The following is a 24365-nucleotide window of genomic DNA, read 5'->3' as shown; positions in this document are numbered from 1 at the left end:
TTTGCCTATTTTAGTCGAAAGATGTTTATCTAGTAAATTGTATAGGAAAAATGAAAGGAGGACAAGAGGAGGCTCGCCCTCATACAAAAAGGGGCCCAACACTCAAAAAATGAAGTGTGAGATCCCCTTTTTTTAAAACAATGCCTATTATCGAGTTGGATATAATGTAAATTTAGATGTTAAGTCTTGGACACGCTTTGCAGCTTCCGCAAGTTTTTCTTCATTATCAACATTTTTTAAAGTTAAGCCAATAATTTCAGCAATTTCAGCCATTTCCTCAAGGCCGAAGCCGCGGCTTGTAACTGCTGCAGTGCCAATGCGGATGCCGCTTGTTACAAATGGGCTTTCCGGATCATATGGAATCGTGTTTTTGTTCACTGTAATACCTACATCATCTAATGCATTTTCGGCAACTTTTCCAGTTAAACCTAAGTTGCGAACGTCTAGTAATAAAAGATGGTTGTCAGTGCCGCCTGATACTAATGTAAAGCCTTGCTTTTGCAATCCTTCAGCAAGTCGTTTTGCATTTTTAATAATATTTTCGGCATATTCCTTAAAGCTAGCTTGAAGTGCTTCGCCGAATGCAACAGCTTTTGCTGCAATCACATGCATTAATGGGCCACCTTGGATGCCCGGGAAAATCGCTTTATCAATTTTTTGTGCGAATTCTTCTTTGCATAGAATCATCCCGCCACGTGGTCCACGTAATGTTTTATGTGTTGTTGTTGTTACGAAATCAGCATATGGCACTGGATTCATGTGTAGACCTGCTGCAACTAATCCAGCGATATGAGCCATATCAACCATTAAGTAAGCACCAACTTCATCAGCAATTTCACGGAATTTCTTAAAATTAATTTCACGTGGGTAAGCGCTAGCTCCAACGACGATTAATTTCGGCTTATGTTCTTTCGCTTTTGCCAACACATCCTCATAATCGATTTGTTGCGTTTCTTCGTCGACGCCATAAGCAACAAAGTTATATTGGACACCACTGAAGTTGACAGGGCTACCATGTGTTAAATGTCCGCCGTGTGATAAGTTCATGCCTAGAACTGTATCCCCATGCTCTAAAATTGTGAAGTAAACTGCCATGTTCGCTTGTGCACCTGAATGTGGTTGTACATTAACATGCTCTGCTCCGAAAATTTGCTTCGCACGATCTCTAGCGATGTTTTCTGCTACGTCGACATACTCACAACCACCATAATAGCGACGGCCCGGATAACCTTCAGCATATTTGTTCGTTAAAACTGAACCTTGCGCTTCCATTACTGCTTCACTTACAAAATTCTCTGACGCAATTAACTCAATTTTATTGCGTTGGCGACCAAGTTCGTCTTGAATCGCTTGAAAAACCTCTGCGTCTTGTGCTTTTAAAAACTCCATGATGATCCTCCTACAATATATATGAATTTAGTGAAATCCGAATATTAACACTCAAACACCATTGTATCATATTTGTTTTCAAGAAAAAACTATTAATACTTCAGCTGTCACAAGTTTTATTCACTTTTATTTCCGAATATACAGCTCGTTCGCCACCGATTAATTTCGGTCTGCTGCAAGCCATTGTTACATGAGCCTTCCCAATTTCTGTTACTTTACTACGAACTGGGACCGCGACATGTTTAATATGCATTCCGATAAATGTATCACCTATGTCTATACCAGCATCCGCTTTTATAAATTCAACCATTCGCGGATTTTCCATACGGTGGAAAGCGTATGTAGCCATCGCTCCACCCGCATGTTTAACCGGTATAACAGAAACTTGTTCAAGCTGCTTTTTTTGCACTGTTTCGTTTTCAACAACAATGGCACGGTTTAAATGCTCGCAGCATTGAAAGGCTAACTGTACACCCGTCTCTTCCTTAAACTTTGCCAATACTTCAAAAATTATTTGGGCAACATCATCTGTGCCAGAACTTCCAATTCGCTTGCCAATCACCTCACTCGTACTGCATCCAATTACAAGGATATGCTCTCTTGTAAGCGATGCGGCTCTTTGGAGGTCAGCTACTACAGTTTGAAGCTCGTTTTTTATTAGCTCTAAATCTATCTCCATTAAAAATTACCCCTTTTCCGTGAAAATAAATATCCTCAATAAAACGGGACACCAAGCCTTTCCCCGTGTCCCATGTGTTACATTATTTTTTTTCGTAATCAGTAATTTTGTTGACACGATTTAAATGGCGGCCGCCTTCGAACTCAGTTGTCAGCCATACTCTAGCAATTTCTCTTGCTAGACCAGGGCCGACTACACGCTCACCCATTGCAAGAACATTGCTATCATTATGCTCTCGTGTTGCTTTCGCACTAAAAACGTCGTGCACTAAAGCACAACGTATTCCATTTACTTTGTTCGCTGAAATTGACATACCAATGCCTGTGCCACAAATAAGAATGCCACGATCATACTCTCCCTTTGCAACTTTTTCCGCAACTGGAAAGGCATAATCTGGATAATCGACAGAGGTGCTGCATTCGCAGCCAAAGTCGTCATATTCAATCCCCATCTCTTCCATTAAATTCTTAATTTCCTCTCTAATATGAATCCCGCCGTGATCTGAAGCAATTGCTACTTTCATGCTATTTTCCCCCTAATTGAAATTGGCTGATTGTTTGTTTTAATTTCTGTGCTTGTATCGATAATTCACTGGCAATGGTTACAATATCCTCCATCATCTCTACCTGCTCTATCGTAGTCGCCGCAATTTCCTCTGTGCCAGCTGAAGTTTCTTCCGCAACGCCCGCTACTTCCTCAGATTGGGAAGATGTTTCTTGGATGAATTTCATTTGTTTTTCGGCATATACGGCAATTTGTTGAATAGCTTCTTCCATTGTATGGACAGATTCCGTCATTTGCTGAATAGCTGTGTTAGTTTTAAGCCCTTTTTCCGCACTTTTATTTGCTGTATCCACTTGTTCAAGAATTTGCGTGACTACATTTTTAACCTCATCTTGAATCTTTTGAACTAAATCAGAAATTCCCTGAACAGCTTGTCTACTTTGGATAGCTAGCTGGCGTACCTCTTCCGCAACAACCGCAAAGCCTTTGCCTTGTTCCCCGGCATGCGCGGCTTCAATAGAAGCGTTAATAGCTAATAAATTTGTCTTTTCAGCAATATCACCGACAAGCGAAATAATATTATCAATTTCCTGCGCATCCTTCTCAAGTCGTTGGACGACTGCTAAAGAGGCTTGATTGTCCTTTACAAGTCTTTCAATTCCCTCAACTAGCGAATAAATAACTTTTTTGCTATTCTCCAATGAAGCAACCATATGCGCGGAAACCCCTTCAGAGCCTTTTGCATGCTTTAAAACTTCCTCGGAAATATTCGTAACAGTGTTAATCGATTCAACGGTTGCTGTAATGGCAACTGCTGAACGTTCAGCACCATGCGCTATATCTTCAAGTGTTTTCGAAATACCTTCGGCTTTAATAGCTGCCGTTTTTGATGCTTCTGAAATAATGTCTACATTTTGGCTTGTTGTTTGAAAGTTTTGCTCAATATTAACTACCATTGTTCTTAAAGATTTTAACATGTTATTAAAAGCTAGTCCTAATGAACGAATTTCATCATCAGATTGCGATATTTTCACATCATCACGGATATCGCCTTCTGCAGCCTTATGGGCGGCTTCTTCGAGTGTTTGCAATGGTTTGATGATAAAACCGGCGGCGAAAGCAGTAAGAATCCCCGACCAAATGATTCCCAACAACAAAGTAATAATGGTAAATACCTCTTTAGTCATTGAAAAAATATAATTATTTACATAATCATAAACAAAGTAAAGGAAAAATGCACTTGTTGAATATGTTATAAATGAAACAACTGTGATAAACACTATCATTTTTAAACGCAAGCTAAACTTGTATCTTCTTTTCATTAGGCTGCCTCCTGTTTCATAACATTACTGTTTTTCCGAAACAATCTAAAGCTAAGTTGAATACACTTCAATAATGTCCGTGTTTTAACTCCCCAATTTTTCAATAAGCTTCGCAATGGCTTCATCTATTTCTTGAAAAGTTTTTTCATAGTCATCAAGTGTTCCGCCATACGGATCGGCAATATCCACTTTCTTGTTTTGGGCAAATTCTTTTAAGCTAAATACCTTATCAAAAGCCTTCGGATAGCGCTCTAGAATCATTTCTTTATGGCTTTTTCCCATCGTTAGAATTAAATCAGACCATGTTACTAGTTCGGTTGTAAGCTGTTTCGATTTATGGTCAATCGAAATCGATTGTTTTTTTAAAACTTCAATAGAATGAGGCGACGCGGTACTACCATCGTGCGCAAAAATACCAGCCGATTTAACTTCGTAGCGGTTATTTGTTCGATGCCTCAAAATAGCCTCTGCCATTGGACTGCGACATGTATTTCCTGTACAAATGAATAGGATTTTACGCATGAAGGCTCCCTCCTCCATTCACAAATTGGCACAACTCTGTATACTATTATAAAACAATTAGGTTGTTTCTAATATAAATTATTAAAAATAATCAAATAAACTTCGTCATTATTTCCGTTTTACAAAAAAGCCTACTTAATCAACGATGATTAGTAAGCTGTTTGTCAAATGATTTTTAAATTGGTAATAATAGCTTTAGGCCGAAAGCGAATAAAATACCACCACCAAGCGCTTCTCCGTATGATCCTAGCCATACTTGTACCTTTCTAGCTAATAACAAGCCAGCCCATGTCAATATCATGCTAAAAAAACCAAAAAGGAAAATTGTCACCGCTGTCCGTGCACCAAAAATTCCGAGGCTTAAGCCAACCGAAAAGCTATCCAAGCTGACACTTAATGCAAAAATAATTAATCCGAAACCGATTGGCGTCACAAAGGTTTCCTGACCTGATTTAAAGGATGAAATGACCATTTGTAATCCTAAAATTAATAAAAGCGCTCCACCTATGTAAGTTGCGATGCCACTAAAATGAAAGGAAATTACGCGGCCAAGGCCCATTCCTAAAAGCGGCATAATCACATGAAAAATGCCAATGATTATTCCAATGTTTAAAACTTGCTTCAAGCGCAAGCGGACCATACCCATTCCTAACCCTAGTGAAAAAGCATCCATTCCTAGAGCAATAGCCATAATAGATAATGTTATAATCTCTCCAATTAGCTCTGTTACCCCCATCGTCTTTCCCCCCGTGGCATGCTTGTATAACATATGCACGTCCAAAGGGATTTATGCCCAATTGAGCCGCTGGCTTGCGGGCAGGAATGAAGCCAAATGGGGCTTGAAAAGGTTTATTCTTTTATTACATGTCCCCCAGCTGCTTTAAAAAGACGGTTCATAATCGCCACACCTACACCTGATTGTGGAAAACTTTCAGAAAAAATAATGTCTATATTTTTTTCGTCAAGAGCTCGTAAGCTATCATATAAATGCTGGGCAACTGTTTTTAAATCCTCCCGATATCCACAGGCAACAATTACATCTGCATTATAATCGTGTTTATTTTCTTCAGTTGTCAACATACCCACTTTTTTGCCGTTTTGCTGCTGTTCCTTAATAAGTGTTTCAATAAAAGTATTTGAGCCTTCAACAACAAGTAATGGAGCTTTAGGGGCATAATGTGTATATTTCATCCCCGGCGCCTTTGGACTTTCATCTTTTTCTAAAAGTGACTTGTCCACAGCTACTGGGCCGATTTCTGCTTCAATTTGTTCTTTCGTTACACCGCCTGGGCGCAAAATCATCGGTGGAGTGATCGTGCAGTCAATGACGGTTGATTCCAGTCCGACACCAGTTGGGCCACCATCTAGGACACCGGCAATTCGTCCATTTAAGTCATGTAAAACATGGGCTGCTTTTGTTGGGCTAGGTTTACCGGAAAGATTAGCACTAGGTGCAGCTAACGGCACTGCTGCAGCCTCTATAATAGCTAATGCAATTGGATGGTCAGGCATACGGACAGCCACCGTTTTGAGTCCTGCTGTCACTTTTTCCGAAACGGCAACATTACTTTTAAAAATAATCGTTAATGGACCTGGCCAAAAAACAGCCATTAGTTTTTGGGCTGTATCCGGAATATTTTCCACAAGATTAATAAGTTGTTCTCTATTTGCAATGTGGACAATTAGCGGATTATCACTTGGACGCCCTTTTGCTTCATAAATTTTCGCAATAGCCTTGTCTGACAAGGCATTTGCTCCAAGTCCGTACACTGTTTCTGTAGGAAAAGCGACAACTTCATCTTCAGTTATCCACAACGCCGCCTCTTTTATTTGTGGATTAGCTGTGAGTGGGCGCTCAGTTTTATCCACAATCCAATGTTTTGTTAGTAAATTGTTCATAGCCTAACCCTTTCCTTTATCATATCGCTTTTTTCTTTATTTATATTAAAGCCTTAAAACAAAAGTATCCACATAATGTGGATAAGTTTATTAAAAAAGTGGATAACTTTGTGGATTTTCATAATACATAATGTATGGTTTTTCTCTATATATGTTTTGATAATGGCTAAAACTTTTTAATTCCGCTGGTGTTTCCTCTGCTAATTGGAAGCCAAGCATTTGAAAAAGCTTTACAGATGGTTGCTTTTTTGTGCATAAGAAAAGCTTTTTTAAGCCATTTTTGTTCGAATAATCAAGAATTGCTTGCACGATTTCCAATATATTGAATTGATTGGATTTATCATTCATAACAAAAGAACGTAGCAGGGCATTTTGTTTTTGCAGTTCAAAGCCGACTACCGCAATTAATGATTCCTCGTTCGTTGTCGTCCTATCTGTTTCTTTTTCCATTATTAAAAAGTGATCCACATTTTCGGCAATGCCTTCCGTTTCTAAACCCGCTTGTCCAACTAGCTGTAGAATTGTGTCTAGATCCTCATGCCTAGCTTTTCGAATGATTTGCATTTATCGTATCTCTCCCCCAATATATGTGGTTGCTCGCTTTGACCAACACGCATGATGATACTTAAAACTATGTTCGAAAAGTAGATTCGATGACTAGCGATTCTATTATTTTTTAACCTTTTACTTTGTTAATTAATTCTACTATAAAGGATTTTACTTCCACTTCTTCATCCGCTTGTTTGACAGCATCCCCGTTGGAAAAGTCCAAGAAGCAAAGCGGCGGGAATAGGACACACCACCAATTCGCACCTTCACCATTGCCTAAGGTGATTAAAATCGCCTCATATTGACCAGCGGGATAAATAAAGTTGCCATAAATTTTTGTTGGAAAGTTCACTTGATCAAAATCAACATGAACGGTTTGATTGCTACCTTCATTCTTTAACACTTTATATGCTATTTTTTCTATTTCGGAAACACGGCTATTTATTAATGTTCGCGCCGCCTCAATTGATGTTAAATCTTTTACCCATGTTGTAATCTCAGCATTCACCGCATCGCGGACTTTTCGTTTTAATGCTTGGTCCTCGTTCGAATCACTGTTAGCTAGAATCCGCAACCGAATCGCTTCATCTGGAATGACGACAGGCCCCTCTGCCATGGCGATCGCTCTATCAAAAATTTGAATTGAATTTCCGCCTATTAATAATAAAAGCATAAAGATGATTGCTTGTGTTTGTTTTTTCATTTTATCTGCACCGTCCTTCACTAAGACAGTGTGGACAAAAAGCAAACATCTTAAACTAGTAAATTGAAATTTTTTTAGATTAGTAGTTAGGCCCACTTGCTTCCACCTTAAAAAACCAGTATATGGCAATCGGACAATAAGTGGGCCTCGCCGGACAATAAACGGTGATTTGCGGACAATAAACCCTAGTTTCCAGACAATAAATTGCTGCTTCTCGACAATATAAAGCTCAGAAGCGGAAAACGACCAATTTATTAAGCCTTATCAAGGATAAATCGGCCGAATACCATCCGATCCTTGCCATTGATATCATCAATGATTTCAACATGTATACCTTTATGTTGAAAAGTTTCTCTAAGCATCGCGGCAACAGCTTCACCTTGGCCAACGCCGATTTCAAAGGCAATCAGCGTATGATCTTGTACAACAAAAGGCAGTTGCTCCATAAAGCGGCGATAAAGGTCGAGCCCATCCGGCCCGCCAACCAAGGCACGCATCGGTTCGTGGTCTTTAACTATATCTGATAATGTTGGAATGTCACATTCCGGTATATAAGGCGGGTTCGATACGATTATATCAAATTTTTCACCGCGCTCAATAAACGGTGTAAGCAAATCACCTTGAATAAAACGGATGAAAGATGCCCCAAGGTTTTGCGCATTTCTGTTAGCAACTTCTAGCGACTCATTGGCAATATCTGTAGCTGTTACTTGTAGCGTCGAATCCTCAAGTGCCAATGTGATAGCAATGATCCCACTTCCAGTACCGATATCTACAACATCAAGTTTTGCGGCCTGCTGAAAATGTTCTTTTCTTCTTTTTAAAACACCCGCAATTAATTCTTCTGTTTCTGGACGTGGTATTATTACATGTTCATTAACCTCAAATGTTCTCCCGTAAAACTCCTCATAACCAATTACATATTGGACAGGTGTACCTTTTGCATAGGTGAGGACAGCGTTTGTAAAAGCTTCCTTCATTTCCTCGTTCGGCCACACATCGCGAAGCGATGAATAAAGCTGTGCCCGTGTCAGCTTAAGATGATGCCTTAGTAAAAGTTCAGCCGCAAATGCTTCCCGATTTTGTGTTTCTAAAAAAGAAGAAGCCCAGTTGAGGGCTTCATATATATACGTGAATGTTGGTATAGTTGGCTTCATTTCCATTACTCTGCTTGCTCCATTTTTTTTGCTTGATCATCCAAAATTAATGCATCAATGATTTCATCAAATTTTCCTTGCAAAATTTGATCAAGCTTCTGTATCGTTAAACCAATGCGATGATCTGTTACACGGTTTTGCGGGAAGTTATACGTGCGAATGCGCTCTGAACGGTCCCCTGTTCCAACCGCCGATTTACGCGTTTGGTCGTACTCGGCTTGTGCCTCTTGCTGGAATTTATCATAAATACGGGCACGTAATACTTTCATCGCTTTTTCCTTATTCTTAATTTGTGATTTCTCATCCTGACAGGAAACAACAATCCCTGTTGGGATATGGGTTAGACGGACAGCAGACATCGTAGTATTTACACTTTGTCCTCCCGGACCACTTGAAGCAAATGTATCAACCCGAATATCTTTTTCATGAACTTCAACCTCAACCTCTTCAGCCTCAGCCAATACGGCAACAGTTGCTGTCGATGTATGAATGCGCCCGCCAGATTCAGTTTCCGGAACACGTTGAACGCGGTGTGCACCATTTTCAAATTTCAATTTTGAATAAGCGCCATTACCATTAATCATGAAAATAATTTCCTTGTAACCGCCAATTCCTGTTGTATTTGCTTCAATAACATCAATTTTCCAACCTTGGGCTTCTGCATAACGCGTGTACATTCGGTACAAATCACCAGCAAAAAGGGCCGCTTCATCACCGCCAGCTGCACCGCGGATTTCAACGATAACGTTTTTATCATCGTTAGGATCTTTCGGAAGAAGTAAGATTCTTAAACGGTCTGATAATTGTCCTTCACTATCTGACAGCTCAGAGACCTCATCCTTCACCATTTCACGCATGTCAGCATCTAACTTTTCTTCAAGCATCGCTTTTGCATCTTGTAATTGCTCTAATACTGCTTTATATTCGCGATAAACTTGAACAGTTTCTTCAATTCCAGATTGTTCTTTTGAATATTCACGCAATTTATTTGTATCACTAATCACTGCTGGATCGCTTAGCAGTTCATTTAATTTTTCATAACGATTTTCAATCGTTTGCAGACGGTCTAACACGCTTACTCACCTCAAATATATAAGTCCATAACATTTAAATTATAGTATAAGTAAGAATGCTAGTCAAAATTATACTGAAATTATAATTTAGCGTTTAAAAGTAAAAAGGGCTTGTCTCAAAATGAATCATTTCGAAACAGCCCCGAATATTCACAAGCACTAATTTTTGGAAAAAATAATTACTTAAGATTGTATTTTTTCTTAAAGCGATCCACACGGCCGCCAGCATCAGCGAATTTTTGACGTCCTGTATAGAATGGATGGCATTCTGAACAAATCTCTACCTTTACTGCATCCTTTACTGATCCGCTCTCAAATTCGTTTCCACAAGCACATGTCACCTTTATTTTTTTATAATTAGGGTGAATTCCTTGTTTCATGTCTTTCATCTCCTTCCGCCCTGAATCCTGAGGAAACAGAGTTTAACTTTACACACATGAAAAGATTATAACAGGAATGCATTATGAATGCAATATTCCTTTTTTAAGTACGTGTGCCTATTGATTCCTATCTTTTACTAGTAACTCCACGCATTTCTTCGTCCATCTTTTGGAAGAATTCGTCGTTTGTTTTTGTATTTTTTAAGCGTTTTAAGAAGCGTTCGACGAAATCAGGGCTGTCTGTCATTGTTTTACGGATTGCCCATAGCTTGTCCAAATGGCCCTTTGGCAATAATAGCTCTTCTTTCCGTGTTCCTGAACGGCGAATATCAATCGCTGGGAAGATACGGCGTTCTGCCAAGCTGCGGTCAAGGTGCAGCTCCATATTTCCTGTTCCTTTAAATTCCTCATAAATAACGTCGTCCATTCTTGAACCTGTATCCACTAGAGCAGTCGCTAAAATCGTTAAGCTTCCACCTTCTTCAATATTACGGGCAGCCCCAAAGAATCGCTTCGGACGATGGAAAGCAGCTGGGTCGATACCACCTGATAATGTTCTGCCACTTGGCGGAATAACAAGGTTATAGGCTCTCGCTAAGCGGGTAATACTATCCATAAGAATAATAACATCTTTTTTATGCTCAACTAAACGCATCGCTCTTTCTAATACAAGCTCTGCTACTTTAATATGATTTTCCGGTACTTCATCGAATGTAGAGCTTACAACGTCACCGACAACAGATCTTTCAATATCAGTTACTTCCTCTGGGCGTTCATCAATTAGAAGGACGATTAATTCAGCTTCGGGATGATTTGTTGTGATGCTATTGGCAATTTCCTTCAGTAAAACCGTTTTCCCGGCCTTTGGAGGCGCCACAATTAAACCACGTTGACCAAAACCAACGGGAGCTAGTAAATCCATAATTCTTGTTGACAGATGATGGGGGTCGGTTTCAAGAATCATGTGGCGGTCAGGATAAAGAGGTGTTAGTGCCGGAAAGTGAACTCTTTCTTTTGCGGTTTCAGGGTCTTCACCATTTACAGCTTCAACATGTAACAATCCATAGTACCGTTCATTTTCTTTTGGTGGTCGAACTTTACCGGATACTTTATCACCATTCCGCAAGTCAAATTTTCGTATTTGCGAAGCAGAAATATAAATATCCTCTGAACTAGGCGAATAGTTAATCGGTCGCAAGAATCCAAAGCCCTCAGACTGGATAATTTCCAAAACGCCTTCCATAAATAATAAGCCGTCTTGTTCAGCTCGAGCCTTTAGAATTGAAAAAATCAACTCTTTTTTATTCAGTTTGCTATAATAGGAAATTTTCAGCTCACGTGCAAGCTCATACAATTCCTTTAATTTCATATTTTCTAAATGTGAAATAGATACAGACATTTTTACACCACTCTTTATTTTTTTTAAAATATTACTATATTTCATTCATAACAGGAATTCAAAAAATCAAGGAAGTTAAGTTGAGAGAAGGACAAATCTGTAAACGTGAAGTTAAATTGTAGTAATAATCTCTATATAAAACAAAATCCAGCCGAGGTAGACTATTAAAAAAGTATACCATACTCCCTCAAAAAGTCAAACAGTTGTTCTGTAGTTTTATATTTAGAAAAACATCAGCTGGAGTTTAGCTCCTAAGTCCGTAAGCCCGAACTCCAGCTGGTTCATATAATCTTCACTTTTATTCTACTATTTCATTACTAGGTTTGGTTTTGTTTTCAGGCTGTGACGGCCATCAATAAAGCGAACTGTTCCCGATTTCGCCCGCATAACTAATGATTGAGTCGTTGCAATGCCGCCTTTAAATTGAACACCTTTTAACAGTTCTCCATCCGTTACACCTGTGGCAGCAAAAATGCAATCATCCCCACACACTAAATCATCCATCATTAATACTTTATTAATATCAGTGATGCCCATTTCATGGCATCGTTTTAATTCTTCTTCATTTTGCGGCACAAGCTTACCTTGAAGTTCTCCCCCTAGACACTTCAAACCAACGGCTGCTAATACCCCCTCTGGAGCGCCACCAATACCAAACATAATATCAACACCTGTAAAATCAAAAGCAGTGTACAATGCGGCCGCAACATCCCCGTCAGAAATTAGTCTAATCCGAGCACCTGCTTCACGAATTTCAGAAATAATTTTTTCATGACGTTCACGATTTAAAATAATTGCCACTACGTCTTCAATATCTTTGTTTTTCGCTTTAGCAACTGCTCGTAAGTTGTCAATTACCGGTGCATTAATATCAATCTTTCCGGCACACTCCGGCCCGACAGCAATTTTATCCATATACATATCAGGTGCATGTAGTAAATTGCCATGGTCAGCGATGGCAATTACGGCAAAAGCACCCCAAGTTCCAGCTGCAAGAATATTCGTGCCTTCAAGCGGGTCAACTGCTACGTCCACTTTTGGGCCATGCCCTGTGCCAAGATCTTCACCAATATATAACATTGGCGCTTCATCCATTTCCCCTTCACCAATGACAACTGTACCTTGCATTGGTATAGTATCGAATACAGTCCGCATAGCTTCTGTGGCAGCGTTGTCAGACGCTTCTTTTTCACCTCTACCCATCCATCTAGCTGATGCAAGGGCAGCTGCTTCCGTTACCCGCACTAATTCCATTGATAAACTTCTTTCCATGATTCAATCCTCTCCCATGGTCATTTTTAGCTATGAATTTTGAAAATTTTTTATTTCTGCTTCTGTCATATTCTCACGCCAAATAACAGCGCCTAAATTAATAAGCTTGTCTACTAAATCTTCGTAGCCACGGTCAATATGCTCTAAACCGGTAATTTCAGTGATTCCATCTGCCATTAACCCAGCAATAACAAGGGCAGCACCTGCTCTTAAATCAGTTGCCTTCACCTTTGCACCTTGGAGTCTAATCGGGCCAGTAATAATTGCCGAACGTCCTTCGACCTTCACATTGGCATTCATTCTTCTCAGCTCATCAATATGTTTAAAGCGAGCCCCATAGATTGTATCTGTAACAAGTCCTGTTCCAACAGCGCTCGTCAATAATGATGTAAGCGGCTGTTGAAGATCGGTTGGAAAGCCTGGATATACAAGTGTTTTAATATCGACCATTTTAAGCTCTGGTACTTTTGTAATTAAAGCTTGATCATCAATAATTTTAATATTGGCACCCATTTCCCTGAGCTTTGCAATTAACGATTCTAAATGCTGTGGAATCACATTATCAATCAAAACTTCTTCCCCTTGGGCAGCGGCCATAATCATATAGGTCCCTGCTTCAATCCGATCAGGAATAATCGTATGGCGGCAGCCATGCAGCTTTTGGACACCATCAATGCGGATAACGTCCGTGCCAGCACCTTTTATCTTTGCCCCCATGCTTGATAGAAGTGTCGCCACATCAATAATTTCAGGCTCTTTTGCAGCATTTTCAATGATTGTTTGTCCTTTTGCTCTAACAGCGGCAAGCATAATATTGATTGTTGCTCCTACACTTACAACATCAAGATAAATGCGTGCCCCTACTAATTCTTTGGCACGCAAATAGATGGCCCCCTGCTCATTCGTCACAGTTGCCCCTAGCGCTTCAAAACCCTTTATATGCTGATCAATCGGTCGTGGACCGAGGTGACAGCCACCCGGCAAACCAATCACCGCTTGTTTAAACCGACCAAGCATCGCACCCATTAAATAATAGGATGCCCGAAGTCTTTTAACCTTACCATTAGGCAATGGCATCGAAACCATCTTAGAAGGATCGATTGTAACGTTATCATTTTCTAACGAAACTGCTCCCCCTATTTCTTCCAAAAGGCCACATAATGTATGTACGTCGGAAATATTTGGTAAACCCTCTATTGTTACCGGTGAATCCGCTAAAATAGCTGCAGGAATTAAAGCAACAGCACTGTTTTTGGCACCACTTATGCGAACGGTCCCTTTTAACGGATGACCGCCTTCAATAATTAATTTTTCCATTTTGCCACTTTGCGTCCCCTTTTCGATTTTTCTTTTACCATAAAAATGACGAACTCAAATTATATTATACCATTTTCCTTAAAAACTTTTTACATATGTATGCATTTTGAACAACTAAGCGGGATTTCGTCATAATTATTGGCTTTTTATTTATTTTTATTCCAATCAGCTAAAAATTTCTCAATTCCGCTCTCAGTTAATGGATGGTTAAAGAGCTGCATAATGACTTTGAAAGGGACAGTTGCAATATGCGCACCCTTTAAGGCGGCTTCTGTAATATGCATTGGATGACGAATCGACGCGGCAATGATTTCTGTTTCAATGTCATGAATTGCAAAAATATCAGCAATTTGCGACACTAACGCTAACCCGTCATGGCCGATATCATCTAAACGTCCTAAAAACGGAGAGACGTAGGTAGCACCTGCTCTTGCTGCCAAAAGCGCTTGGTTTGCAGAGAAAATAAGCGTCACATTTGTCTTAATTCCAAGTTCTTTAAAGGCTTTTACAGCTTTTAAACCGTCTGGTGTCATCGGTACTTTTATTGTAATAGTAGGAGCAATCGCTGCAAGCTCTTTGCCTTCAGCGACCATTTCTTCCGCTTTTAAAGAAAGGACTTCAGCGCTGATAGATCCTTCTGTTACTTCCGCAGCAATTTCTTTTAAGCGATTATGGAATGAGACATTTTCTTTCACTACTAAACTTGGATTTGTAGTCACACCGTCTAAAATCCCGAGGGCGTTCGCTTCGCGGATTTCGTCAATGTTTGCTGTATCTATGAAAAATTTCATCATGTTCACTCCTCGTTTTTATTTTGTAGACATGCGAAAATTGAAACCGCCCTAATGGCGGTTTCTTTCGTTTTTTTATGCTTTATTGGATGACCCGAACTCGCGGATTTTGCCAATTACTGTTTCTTTAATTGTATCGCGGGCAGGACCCATGAATTTACGTGTATCGTAAAGCTCTTGTTTTTCCTCTAAAATTTTGCGAATTGTTTTTGTAGAGGTAATTTGATTTTCTGTATTTACGTTAATTTTTGCTGTTCCAAGGGAAATTGCTTTTTGGATGTCTTTTGTTGGGATGCCTGTACCGCCATGTAACACTAATGGTATGCCCGTAAGCTCCATTACTTCCTTCATGCGGTCAAAGCCAAGTTTAGGCTCCCCCTTGTATGGTCCATGAACAGATCCCAATGCAGGAGCAAAACAATCTACACCTGTTTCACGTACTAATTGCTCGCACTCAGACGGAATCGCATACATCGCTTCTGCTTCATCTACAACTAAATCGTCCTCTTGACCGCCGATGCGGCCTAATTCAGCTTCAACTGAAATACCTAATGTATGAGCAACATCGATCACTTTTTTCGTTAAGGCGATGTTCTCTTCTAATGGAAAATGCGAGCCGTCAATCATAACTGATGTGAAACCAGCGTACATTGCTTCTACACACTTTTCAAAGCTTGAACCATGGTCAAGATGAATCGCCACAGGAACAGTAATTTTGTAATCCTCTATAAGAGCCTTCACCATTGCTACAACGGTTTTGAAGCCGCCCATATATTTACCAGCTCCTTCGGAAACTCCTAAAATCACTGGTGAGTTTTCTGCTTGAGCAGCTTGTAAAATTGCTTGCGTATACTCAAGGTTGTTGATGTTAAACTGTCCTACAGCATATCCTTCATTTTTTGCTTTGTTCAACATTTCCGTCATTGAAACTAAAGGCATTGGTTCATATCCTCCCTAATCACCGATTGTAATTTTATGTACATACAAAATAAGTATAGCATATTAAAGCAAATATGCTATAATTCTCATTAAAAATGACCAATTTTTGTCATTTCTTATTACTATAATTATGCTTCCATCGGCACTTGTGCTTTAACGGCTGCACGAATTTCATCAATATCGAATGGCTTAGCGAAGTGCGTGCGCGCCCCTAGATCCTTCGCTTGCTGAATCATATCCAATTCACCATATGCCGTCATAATAAATACTTCGATTGTTTTATCAATTTCTTTTAATCTTCTTAAAATCTCAATGCCGTCCATTCCAGGAATTTTCATATCTAGTAAAACAAGATCCGGTCTATCTTTTTCAACGATTTGTAACGCTTGCATTCCATTAGAAGCTTGAAACGTTAAATAGCCCTCCTTTTGAAAAACTTCATTTAATAAAATTCGTATCCCATACTGGTCATCAACAATTAATAGTTTCCTTACCAAGATATCACCCCAATTAAGTTCACATAATGTTCGAATTTTAATCTGTTTGTTTTATTAATTTCTCTAGTCTTTCATTATTTCCTGCCTAATTTGCAAAGAAAATATCGACAGAAAATGCAAAATAAAAAAAGCACCGCCGCATTGCGATAGTGCTTTTTCATTTTATGCTTTATTATTCAAAGATGCATGAATAAATTGTCTAAATAATGGCTGTGGTCTTGTTGGCCTTGATCTGAATTCCGGGTGGAATTGGCAGGCAACAAACCATGGGTGATCTTTCACTTCAATAATTTCAACGAGACGACCGTCAGGGCTTGTCCCGGAAAAGATAAGGCCAGCATCTTCAAATGCTTGACGATATTGATTGTTAAATTCATAGCGATGGCGATGACGCTCATAAACTAACTCATCATCATAGGCTTCATAGGAGAATGTACCTTCCTTTAGCTTGCATGGGTATAAGCCTAAACGCAATGTTCCCCCTAAATCCTCAACATCCTTTTGTTCCGGCAATAAATCAATAATTGGATAGGGGGTTTCAGGATTTATTTCAGCTGAGTTTGCTTCTTTGTAGCCTAATACATTACGGGCAAATTCAACCGTTGCTAGCTGCATTCCTAAGCAAATGCCAAGGAACGGCACTTTATTTTCACGAGCATAGCGTGTCGCTTCAATTTTACCTTCAATACCACGATCGCCGAAGCCGCCTGGAACTAGAATTCCATCAACATCGCCAAGCAATTCAGCAACATTTTCCGGCGCTACTTGTTCAGCGTTAACCCACTTCACTTTAATATCAGCATCATCATTATAGCCCGCATGGCGCAATGCTTCTACCACTGAGATATAGGCATCCTGCAGTTCAACATATTTGCCGACCAAACCGATAGTTACTTCTTTTGAAAGGTTTGTTACTTTTTCAACTAATGCTTTCCACTCGGTCATTTCTGCTTCTTTTACATTCAGTTTTAAATGGTCACAAACGATTTTGTCAAAGTCTTGTTCCTGCAAGGCGAGCGGAATTTCATATAAATTTTTCGCATCACGACATTCAATCACTGAATTTGCATCAATATCACAAAATAGCGCAATTTTATCTTTCATATCTTGCGTAATTGGCATTTCATTACGAGTCACGATGACGTTCGGCTGAATTCCAAGGCTACGAAGCTCTTTAACGCTATGCTGTGTTGGTTTTGTTTTCATTTCGCCAGCCGCTTTAATGTATGGAATAAGCGTACAATGGATGTACATCACGTTTTCACTGCCAATATCACTCTTAATCTGACGAATTGCTTCTAAGAACGGCAATGATTCGATATCCCCGACCGTTCCACCGATTTCGGTAATAACAACATCAGCATTTGTTTCACGACCAGCACGGAATACGCGGTCTTTAATTTCATTTGTGATATGTGGAATAACTTGAACTGTACCACCTAAGTAATCGCCTCTGCGTTCTTTCTTTAACACTGTTGAGTAAATTTTACCTGTTGTGACATTGCTATATTTACTTAAATTAATATCAATAAAACGCTCATAATGACCTAAGTCTAAGTCTGTTTCTGCACCATCATCTGTTACGAAAACCTCTCCATGCTGATACGGACTCATCGTTCCTGGGTCCACATTTATATATGGATCGAATTTTTGGATCGTAACATTTATACCGCGGTTTTTTAACAGGCGGCCTAATGATGCGGCTGTAATTCCTTTACCAAGTGAAGACACAACGCCTCCAGTAACGAAAATATATTTCGTCATTCTTTTCCCCTCTTTTCCAAAAACTTAAAATAACAATGTAATGAAAAGCTCACCCATAGTATGTGATGTTTTGTACGTAAAAATAAAAAAAAGTGCAACCCTTTATAGGGAGCACTTTCTCGTTCATAATAACAATTTTGATTGTTTAATGAGAGCCCAAGAAAAATTCTACCGATTTCGACTTTTAAAGTCAAGCGTTTTAATCTTCTTCCTCTTTATCAAAATCTTCGTCTTCGTCTTCCTCTAGTTCATCTTCTAGTTCTGGGTCTTCGAAATCTTCGTCCAATTCAAATTCATCCTCTTCTAAGAGGTCTTCATCTTCTTCATCTTCATCTTCGTCAAGGTCGTCAAAATCTAAATCTTCTTCCTCTTCTTCATCACCCTCGTCATCTAAAAGGTCTTCATCTTCTTCAAGATAGTCTTCCTCACTATCTTCATCTTCGTAATCTTCATCCTCATCGTAATCATCGAATTCATCTTCGACAATCTTCTTCTTACCTTTCTTCTTCCTAGTCTTCGCTGGCACTGTAACTTCCTCATCTACTTGATCATATGGATACCAAGTTCGTAATCCCCAACGATTTTCACCTATGCACAAAAAACGACCATCCACGTTCATATCCGTATAAAACTGTGCAATCCGGTTATCCTTTTCTTCTTGTGACAAGCCTTTTAAGTCTGCAACTTTATTAAATAAATCATAGAAATCTACTGCCTGCTTTTCCTCTTGTAAAAGCATCATAGCAATCTCAATCATCGATAGCTCCTGAATTTCTTCAATTGTTAATTTCGATATCATGTAAGGCGACCCCTCTCTATGTAAAAAATAATATTTCACTTTTATATAATGATTTTTAGCAAGTATAGATTATATAGAAAATCATACCATTCATTATAAACAAATCTATATATAATATGCTAGAGTAATCAAGAGGATTTTATAAAATATTCAACAGAAAAAAGGAAAACCATGCTTCCCATTGGTTTTCCACTATTGAATTCTTAGATGTTTTACATATTTCGGCGGTACTGCCCCCCGACTTCATAAAGGGCTGTTGTAATTTGGCCAAGGCTGGCTACTTTTACAGTTTCCATTAATTCTGCGAAAATATTGCCGCCTGATACGGCAACTTCTTTCAGTTTAGTCAAGGCTGCTTCCACTTCCGCAGCATGTACTTCCTGGAACTTGCGCAAATTATGAATTTGGCTTTCTTTTTCTTCTTTTGTTGCCCGGGCAAGCTCAATGCTATTCATTTCTTCTTCTGAAGGCGGATTCGGATTTAAGTACGTGTTGACACCGATAATTGGCAGTTCGCCGCTATGTTTTTTATGTTCATAATACATCGACTCTTCTTGAATTTTGCTGCGTTGATATTGCGTTTCCATCGCACCTAAAACGCCGCCGCGGTCATTGAGTCGTTCAAACTCTTGAAGAACGGCCTCCTCGACAATATCCGTTAGTTCTTCGACAATGAACGAGCCTTGCAACGGGTTTTCATTTTTCGTTAAACCAAATTCTTTTGTAATAATCATTTGAATCGCCATCGCGCGGCGTACAGATTCCTCCGTCGGCGTTGTAATCGCTTCGTCATAAGCATTTGTATGAAGCGAATTACAGTTATCCATTAAGGCGATTAACGCTTGCAATGTTGTACGAATATCATTGAAGTCAATTTCTTGCGCATGTAAGGAGCGGCCTGATGTTTGTGTATGATATTTTAACTTTTGACTGCGCTCATTGGCCCCATACTTATTTTTCATTGCGATAGCCCAGATCCTTCTAGCGACACGGCCTAACACTGTATATTCAGGGTCAAGGCCATTAGAGAAAAAGAATGATAGGTTTGGCGCGAAATCATCAATATCCATGCCGCGGCTTAAATAATATTCGACATAGGTGAAGCCGTTTGCTAATGTAAATGCCAGCTGTGAAATTGGATTGGCACCCGCTTCGGCAATATGATAGCCAGAAATCGACACAGAATAATAGTTTCGAACTTTATGGTCGATAAAATATTGCTGGATGTCACCCATCACGCGGAGGGCAAATTCTGTTGAGAAGATGCATGTGTTTTGACCTTGGTCTTCTTTTAAAATATCGGCCTGGACTGTTCCGCGTACTGTTTGCAGCGTCCACTCTTTAATTTTTGTAAATTCCTCGACAGTTGGAATGCGTCCATTTTCTTCTTCAAATATACGGACTTGCTGATCAATTGCTGTGTTCATGAAAAAGGCAAGGATTATTGGCGCCGGGCCGTTAATGGTCATTGATACGGATGTCGATGGTGCACATAAGTCAAAGCCGGCATAAAGCTTTTTCATATCATCGAGCGTACAAATGCTGACACCGCTCTCGCCTACTTTTCCAAAAATATCGGGACGCTCATCCGGGTCTTCGCCGTAGAGGGTAACCGAATCAAAAGCCGTACTTAAACGTTTCGCATCATCATCCTTTGATAAGTAATGGAAGCGGCGATTTGTCCGTTCAGGTGTGCCTTCCCCAGCAAACTGGCGTTTCGGGTCTTCACCTTGGCGCTTGAATGGGAATACGCCCGCTGTGTATGGGAAGCACCCTGGTACATTTTCTTTGTAAACCCAGCGTAAAATTTCGCCCGAATCTTCATATTTCGGTAGCTTCACTTTTGGAATATCAAGACCTGAAAGACTGCGAGTTGTTAATTGTGTACGAATTTCCTTATCGCGGACTTTTGTGACCAACTCTTTGCCACTGTACTCTTTAAGAAGATGCGGCCACTCATGTAATATTTTCTTAGATTCCGCTGTCAGCCTTTCTTCAATCGAAGCTTTCAGTGCCTCTAATGATTGGATTACTTCACTGTTTGTTTCTTTAAATTTTAAAACTTCCAGTGTTCCTGTTACTTGGAACAGCTGACGAGCAATTTTTACTTGCTCTTCTGTCTGTTTGTGATAATAGCGGACGGTATCGGCAATTTCTCTGAGGTAATGGCGGCGACTGTTTGGAATGATGATGTTTTGCTTCACAACTTTATTTGATTTTTTAAGGTTCGTTGACCATTCGCCGCCGAATTTCGCCTCGATTTTTTCAAGAAATGCTACAAACAATGTGTTTGTCCCTTCATCGTTAAATTGGCTGGCAATTGTACCGTAAACAGGCAGCTCCTCTGGCTCTTTTTCAAAAAGATGATGGCTGCGCTGATATTGTTTGCGAACTTGAGTGAGGGCGTCCTCTGAGCCTTGGCGTTCAAATTTGTTAATGACAATCAAATCAGCATAATCAATCATATCTATTTTTTCAAGCTGTGATGGCGCTCCAAATTCACTCGTCATTACATACATGGAGAGATCAGTTACTTCAGTAATACCCGCATCACCTTGACCAATTCCGCTCGTTTCAACGATGATGAGGTCGAAGCCAGCCGCCTTTACAACTTGAATTACCTCTTTAATAGCTGCTGAAAGCTCCGATTTTGATGTGCGAGTAGCAAGGCTCCTCATATAAACACGCGGGTTGAAAATCGAATTCATACGAATACGGTCGCCAAGGAGAGCACCGCCTGTCTTTTGTTTTGTCGGGTCTATTGATAGAATCGCCACTTTTTTGTTAGGAATTTCATGAATGAAACGGCGAATGAGTTCATCTGTTAACGAGGATTTTCCGGCGCCGCCTGTTCCAGTAATGCCGACAACCGGGACATTTTTTTCTAGTGCTTTTACTTTTGAAAGGATTGATTGTGCTGTTGCTGCGGCCTCATCTGTTGACGTCATTGCATTTTCTGCTATCGTAATGCATTTAGCGATCGCTTGGTGATCCCCTGCTTTAAGACGCTCGAGTTCTTCTTCCTTTAACCCAGTAACAGTTGGAAAATCACATTCTTCGATCATCGTGTTAATCATACCTTGCAAGCCTAGTCCACGACCATCGTCTGGTGAAAAGATACGAGCGATCCCATAATCATGGAGCTCCTTTATTTCCTTAGGAATAATGACCCCACCGCCACCACCGTAGATGCGGATATGTGATGCTCCTCTTTCTTTTAATAAATCATACATATATTTAAAATATTCAACATGACCGCCTTGATAGGAGGAAACCGCAATTCCTTGGACATCCTCCTGGATGGCAGCGTTGACAATTTCTTCAACAGAGCGGTTATGCCCAAGGTGAATGACCTCTGCTCCGCTTGCTTGAAGGATTCTTCTCATTATATTTATTGAGGCATCATGGCCATCAAACAAGCTTGATGCTGTCACAAAACGAACATGATTTTTAAGTCGATACACTTCAACCAATCTTTACTCCCCCTTTGTCTTCATGTTTATTTAGCCGTGACCCCACACAGTAGCTGCCTTATTTGCAGTTCTGTATACTCCTCGAGCGTATATAGCTTCCGCAAAATCCAGCGGCGAAAAGCCCACATTTGGCCTTGAACAAATATATTATGGGCAATGAGCTTAATTTCCTGATCCTCTAAATTTAGTTCACCATTACGAACACAGCCTTCTATTACACTTTGAAACATGCCAACCATTTCAAGTTCTTTTTTCAACACATATGGAAGGGCATCCTTTGTTAATGATTTGGCCTCTTGGTACATTACGAGCACTTCATCCTGCATTTCATCCATTACTTTAAAATAAGCTGTAACTGCATCACGCAAACTTTCAATATTGCCTTTATCTGTATCGATAACTTGCTGTAGTCGTTCTTGCACTTGGTCATAGATGGAGTCACAAACTAAATAAAGAACATCTTCTTTTTTGCGAATATATTCATAGAGCGTGCCGATACTGAAACCAGAGGCTTTGGCAATTTCTCTAGTTGTACTACGGTGAAAGCCTTTTTTAATAAAAAGCTTTACTGCTCCCTTAATCATTTGGTCTCGTCTTTTTTGAATAAGCTTCTCGTCTTTAACTGAAGCCGGCACTTCTCGTTTCGTCATCAAAGTCGTTCTCTCCCTCATGTGAAATGGAGCGCGACCAACTTTTTTTATTTAGACGCGCTCAATTTACATTCTCCACTAAAATTAATCCGTTATCAACATCCTTGAGATCACAAGGCGTTGAATTTCTTGTGTGCCTTCATAAATTTGCGTGATTTTGGCATCACGCATATAGCGTTCAACTGGATATTCCTTCGTATAGCCATAGCCCCCGAAAACTTGAACAGCCTCTGTTGTTACCTTCATTGCCGTATCCCCAGCCATTAGCTTCGCCATTGCTGATGCTTGACCGTATGGCAAACCGGCTGACTCTTTCCATGCAGCTTGGTAGGTTAATAGTCTTGAGGCTTCAATCGCTGTTGCCATGTCCGCAAGCTTGAAGCCGATGCCTTGCTGGAGGGCAATTGGCTTACCAAACTGCTTTCGCTCTTTTGCATAAGCTACCGCGGCATCTAAAGCACCTTGAGCAATTCCAACAGCTTGGGCAGCAATACCGTTGCGCCCACCGTCAAGCGTCATCATCGCAATTTTAAAACCTTCGCCTTCATTGCCAAGTAGGTTTTCTTTCGGTACACGGCAATCTTCAAAGATGATTTCTGTTGTTGGCGATGAGCGAATCCCTAATTTATTTTCTTTTTTACCGACAGAAAAGCCTGGGAAGTCTTTCTCAATGATAAAGGCACTTACTCCTTTTGTCTTTTGCTCTGGATCAGTTAGAGCAAATACAACATAAGTATCGGCAATACCGCCATTTGTGATAAAGATTTTTGAGCCATTTAAAATATACTCGTCTCCAACAAGCCTTGCAATCGTTTTCATACCGCCTGCATCCGAGCCTGCACCTGGTTCTGTTAAACCGTAGGCACCGATTTTTTTTCCTTCTGCCATTGGACGCAAATATTTTTGTTTTTGCTCCTCAGAGCCGAATTTGTAAATTGGCCAGCCTGCTAATGAAACATGCGCTGACAATGTTACACCTGTTGATGCGCAGACGCGGGAAAGCTCTTCAACAGCAATGACGTAGGCTAAATAATCAAAGCCGCTGCCGCCGTATTCTTCCGGCCATGGAATCCCTGTTAAACCAAGCTCAGCCATTTGCTCAAAAATTTCGCGGTCAAATCGTGCTTCCTCATCACGTTCCGCAGCCGTTGGAGCTACCACCTCATTTGCAAAGTCACGGATCATTTTTCGGAGCATTTCATGTTCTTCAGATAATTGGAAGTTCATTGTTTCGTCCCCCTTGTTTATATTTTTAAAAAATCCAAGTAATTTATAGCAAAGATTTAT

23 protein-coding genes are annotated in these 24365 nt (G+C 40.0%); all 23 read right to left on the bottom strand.

Annotated features, from left to right (window positions below; translation table 11 throughout):
* Window positions 1-147: 147 nt before the first annotated feature.
* The 23 genes from GX497_11620 to GX497_11510 all read right to left on the bottom strand — a co-directional run bounded on the left by GX497_11620 (window position 148) and on the right by GX497_11510 (window position 24305).
* Window positions 148-1389 (bottom strand): serine hydroxymethyltransferase, encoded by a 1242-nt coding sequence (locus GX497_11620; protein HHY73842.1) that lies wholly within the window; start codon window positions 1387-1389, stop codon window positions 148-150.
* 100 nt (window positions 1390-1489) lie between these two features.
* Window positions 1490-2068: a TIGR01440 family protein gene (locus GX497_11615; GenBank protein ID HHY73841.1), complete on the bottom strand. Its 579-nt coding sequence runs from the start codon at window positions 2066-2068 to the stop codon at window positions 1490-1492.
* An 82-nt stretch (window positions 2069-2150) separates the two neighbouring features.
* Window positions 2151-2591 (bottom strand): ribose 5-phosphate isomerase B, encoded by a 441-nt coding sequence (rpiB, locus tag GX497_11610; protein ID HHY73840.1) that lies wholly within the window; start codon window positions 2589-2591, stop codon window positions 2151-2153.
* A gap of 1 nt (window position 2592) precedes the next feature.
* Window positions 2593-3894 (bottom strand): HAMP domain-containing protein, encoded by a 1302-nt coding sequence (locus GX497_11605; GenBank protein HHY73839.1) that lies wholly within the window; start codon window positions 3892-3894, stop codon window positions 2593-2595.
* Window positions 3895-3978: 84 nt separating this feature from the next.
* Entirely contained in the window at window positions 3979-4416 is a 438-nt protein-coding gene (locus tag GX497_11600) for a low molecular weight protein arginine phosphatase (protein HHY73838.1), read from the bottom strand.
* A gap of 175 nt (window positions 4417-4591) precedes the next feature.
* Window positions 4592-5152, bottom strand: a complete 561-nt coding sequence (locus GX497_11595) for a hypothetical protein (protein ID HHY73837.1) — start codon at window positions 5150-5152, stop codon at window positions 4592-4594.
* A gap of 113 nt (window positions 5153-5265) precedes the next feature.
* On the bottom strand, window positions 5266-6315 hold the full coding sequence (locus tag GX497_11590) for a threonylcarbamoyl-AMP synthase (protein ID HHY73836.1): 1050 nt from the start codon (window positions 6313-6315) through the stop codon (window positions 5266-5268).
* A 90-nt stretch (window positions 6316-6405) separates the two neighbouring features.
* Entirely contained in the window at window positions 6406-6879 is a 474-nt protein-coding gene (locus tag GX497_11585) for a GNAT family N-acetyltransferase (protein ID HHY73835.1), read from the bottom strand.
* A 112-nt stretch (window positions 6880-6991) separates the two neighbouring features.
* Window positions 6992-7567: a stage II sporulation protein R gene (spoIIR, locus tag GX497_11580; GenBank protein HHY73834.1), complete on the bottom strand. Its 576-nt coding sequence runs from the start codon at window positions 7565-7567 to the stop codon at window positions 6992-6994.
* A gap of 254 nt (window positions 7568-7821) precedes the next feature.
* The gene (gene prmC / locus GX497_11575) at window positions 7822-8724 is read right to left on the bottom strand and encodes a peptide chain release factor N(5)-glutamine methyltransferase (protein HHY73833.1); all 903 of its coding nucleotides are present in this window, start codon (window positions 8722-8724) and stop codon (window positions 7822-7824) included.
* 5 nt (window positions 8725-8729) lie between these two features.
* On the bottom strand, window positions 8730-9797 hold the full coding sequence (gene prfA / locus GX497_11570; GenBank protein ID HHY73832.1) for a peptide chain release factor 1: 1068 nt from the start codon (window positions 9795-9797) through the stop codon (window positions 8730-8732).
* Window positions 9798-9976: 179 nt separating this feature from the next.
* Window positions 9977-10177, bottom strand: a complete 201-nt coding sequence (gene rpmE / locus GX497_11565) for a 50S ribosomal protein L31 (protein HHY73831.1) — start codon at window positions 10175-10177, stop codon at window positions 9977-9979.
* A 127-nt stretch (window positions 10178-10304) separates the two neighbouring features.
* Entirely contained in the window at window positions 10305-11576 is a 1272-nt protein-coding gene (gene rho, locus GX497_11560; protein HHY73830.1) for a transcription termination factor Rho, read from the bottom strand.
* A gap of 306 nt (window positions 11577-11882) precedes the next feature.
* Window positions 11883-12848, bottom strand: a complete 966-nt coding sequence (gene glpX, locus GX497_11555; protein ID HHY73829.1) for a class II fructose-bisphosphatase — start codon at window positions 12846-12848, stop codon at window positions 11883-11885.
* Window positions 12849-12878: 30 nt separating this feature from the next.
* Entirely contained in the window at window positions 12879-14165 is a 1287-nt protein-coding gene (locus GX497_11550) for a UDP-N-acetylglucosamine 1-carboxyvinyltransferase (protein HHY73828.1), read from the bottom strand.
* 146 nt (window positions 14166-14311) lie between these two features.
* On the bottom strand, window positions 14312-14956 hold the full coding sequence (gene fsa, locus GX497_11545) for a fructose-6-phosphate aldolase (protein HHY73827.1): 645 nt from the start codon (window positions 14954-14956) through the stop codon (window positions 14312-14314).
* 75 nt (window positions 14957-15031) lie between these two features.
* The gene (fba, locus tag GX497_11540) at window positions 15032-15895 is read right to left on the bottom strand and encodes a class II fructose-1,6-bisphosphate aldolase (protein HHY73826.1); all 864 of its coding nucleotides are present in this window, start codon (window positions 15893-15895) and stop codon (window positions 15032-15034) included.
* Window positions 15896-16023: 128 nt separating this feature from the next.
* The gene (locus GX497_11535) at window positions 16024-16395 is read right to left on the bottom strand and encodes a response regulator (protein ID HHY73825.1); all 372 of its coding nucleotides are present in this window, start codon (window positions 16393-16395) and stop codon (window positions 16024-16026) included.
* A gap of 159 nt (window positions 16396-16554) precedes the next feature.
* Window positions 16555-18156, bottom strand: a complete 1602-nt coding sequence (locus GX497_11530; GenBank protein HHY73824.1) for a CTP synthase — start codon at window positions 18154-18156, stop codon at window positions 16555-16557.
* 199 nt (window positions 18157-18355) lie between these two features.
* Entirely contained in the window at window positions 18356-18955 is a 600-nt protein-coding gene (locus tag GX497_11525; GenBank protein HHY73823.1) for a DNA-directed RNA polymerase subunit delta, read from the bottom strand.
* A gap of 212 nt (window positions 18956-19167) precedes the next feature.
* Complete coding sequence (locus GX497_11520; protein HHY73822.1) at window positions 19168-22428, bottom strand: methylmalonyl-CoA mutase family protein; 3261 nt, start codon at window positions 22426-22428, stop codon at window positions 19168-19170.
* A gap of 26 nt (window positions 22429-22454) precedes the next feature.
* On the bottom strand, window positions 22455-23078 hold the full coding sequence (locus GX497_11515) for a TetR/AcrR family transcriptional regulator (protein HHY73821.1): 624 nt from the start codon (window positions 23076-23078) through the stop codon (window positions 22455-22457).
* An 84-nt stretch (window positions 23079-23162) separates the two neighbouring features.
* Window positions 23163-24305, bottom strand: a complete 1143-nt coding sequence (locus tag GX497_11510) for an acyl-CoA dehydrogenase (GenBank protein ID HHY73820.1) — start codon at window positions 24303-24305, stop codon at window positions 23163-23165.
* Window positions 24306-24365: the final 60 nt, after the last annotated feature.

It is taken from the genome of Bacillus sp. (in: firmicutes) (genome assembly GCA_012842745.1).
Taxonomy (GTDB): Bacteria; Bacillota; Bacilli; order Bacillales; family Bacillaceae_J; genus Schinkia.
This window is presented reverse-complemented; position numbering and strand designations above follow the sequence as displayed.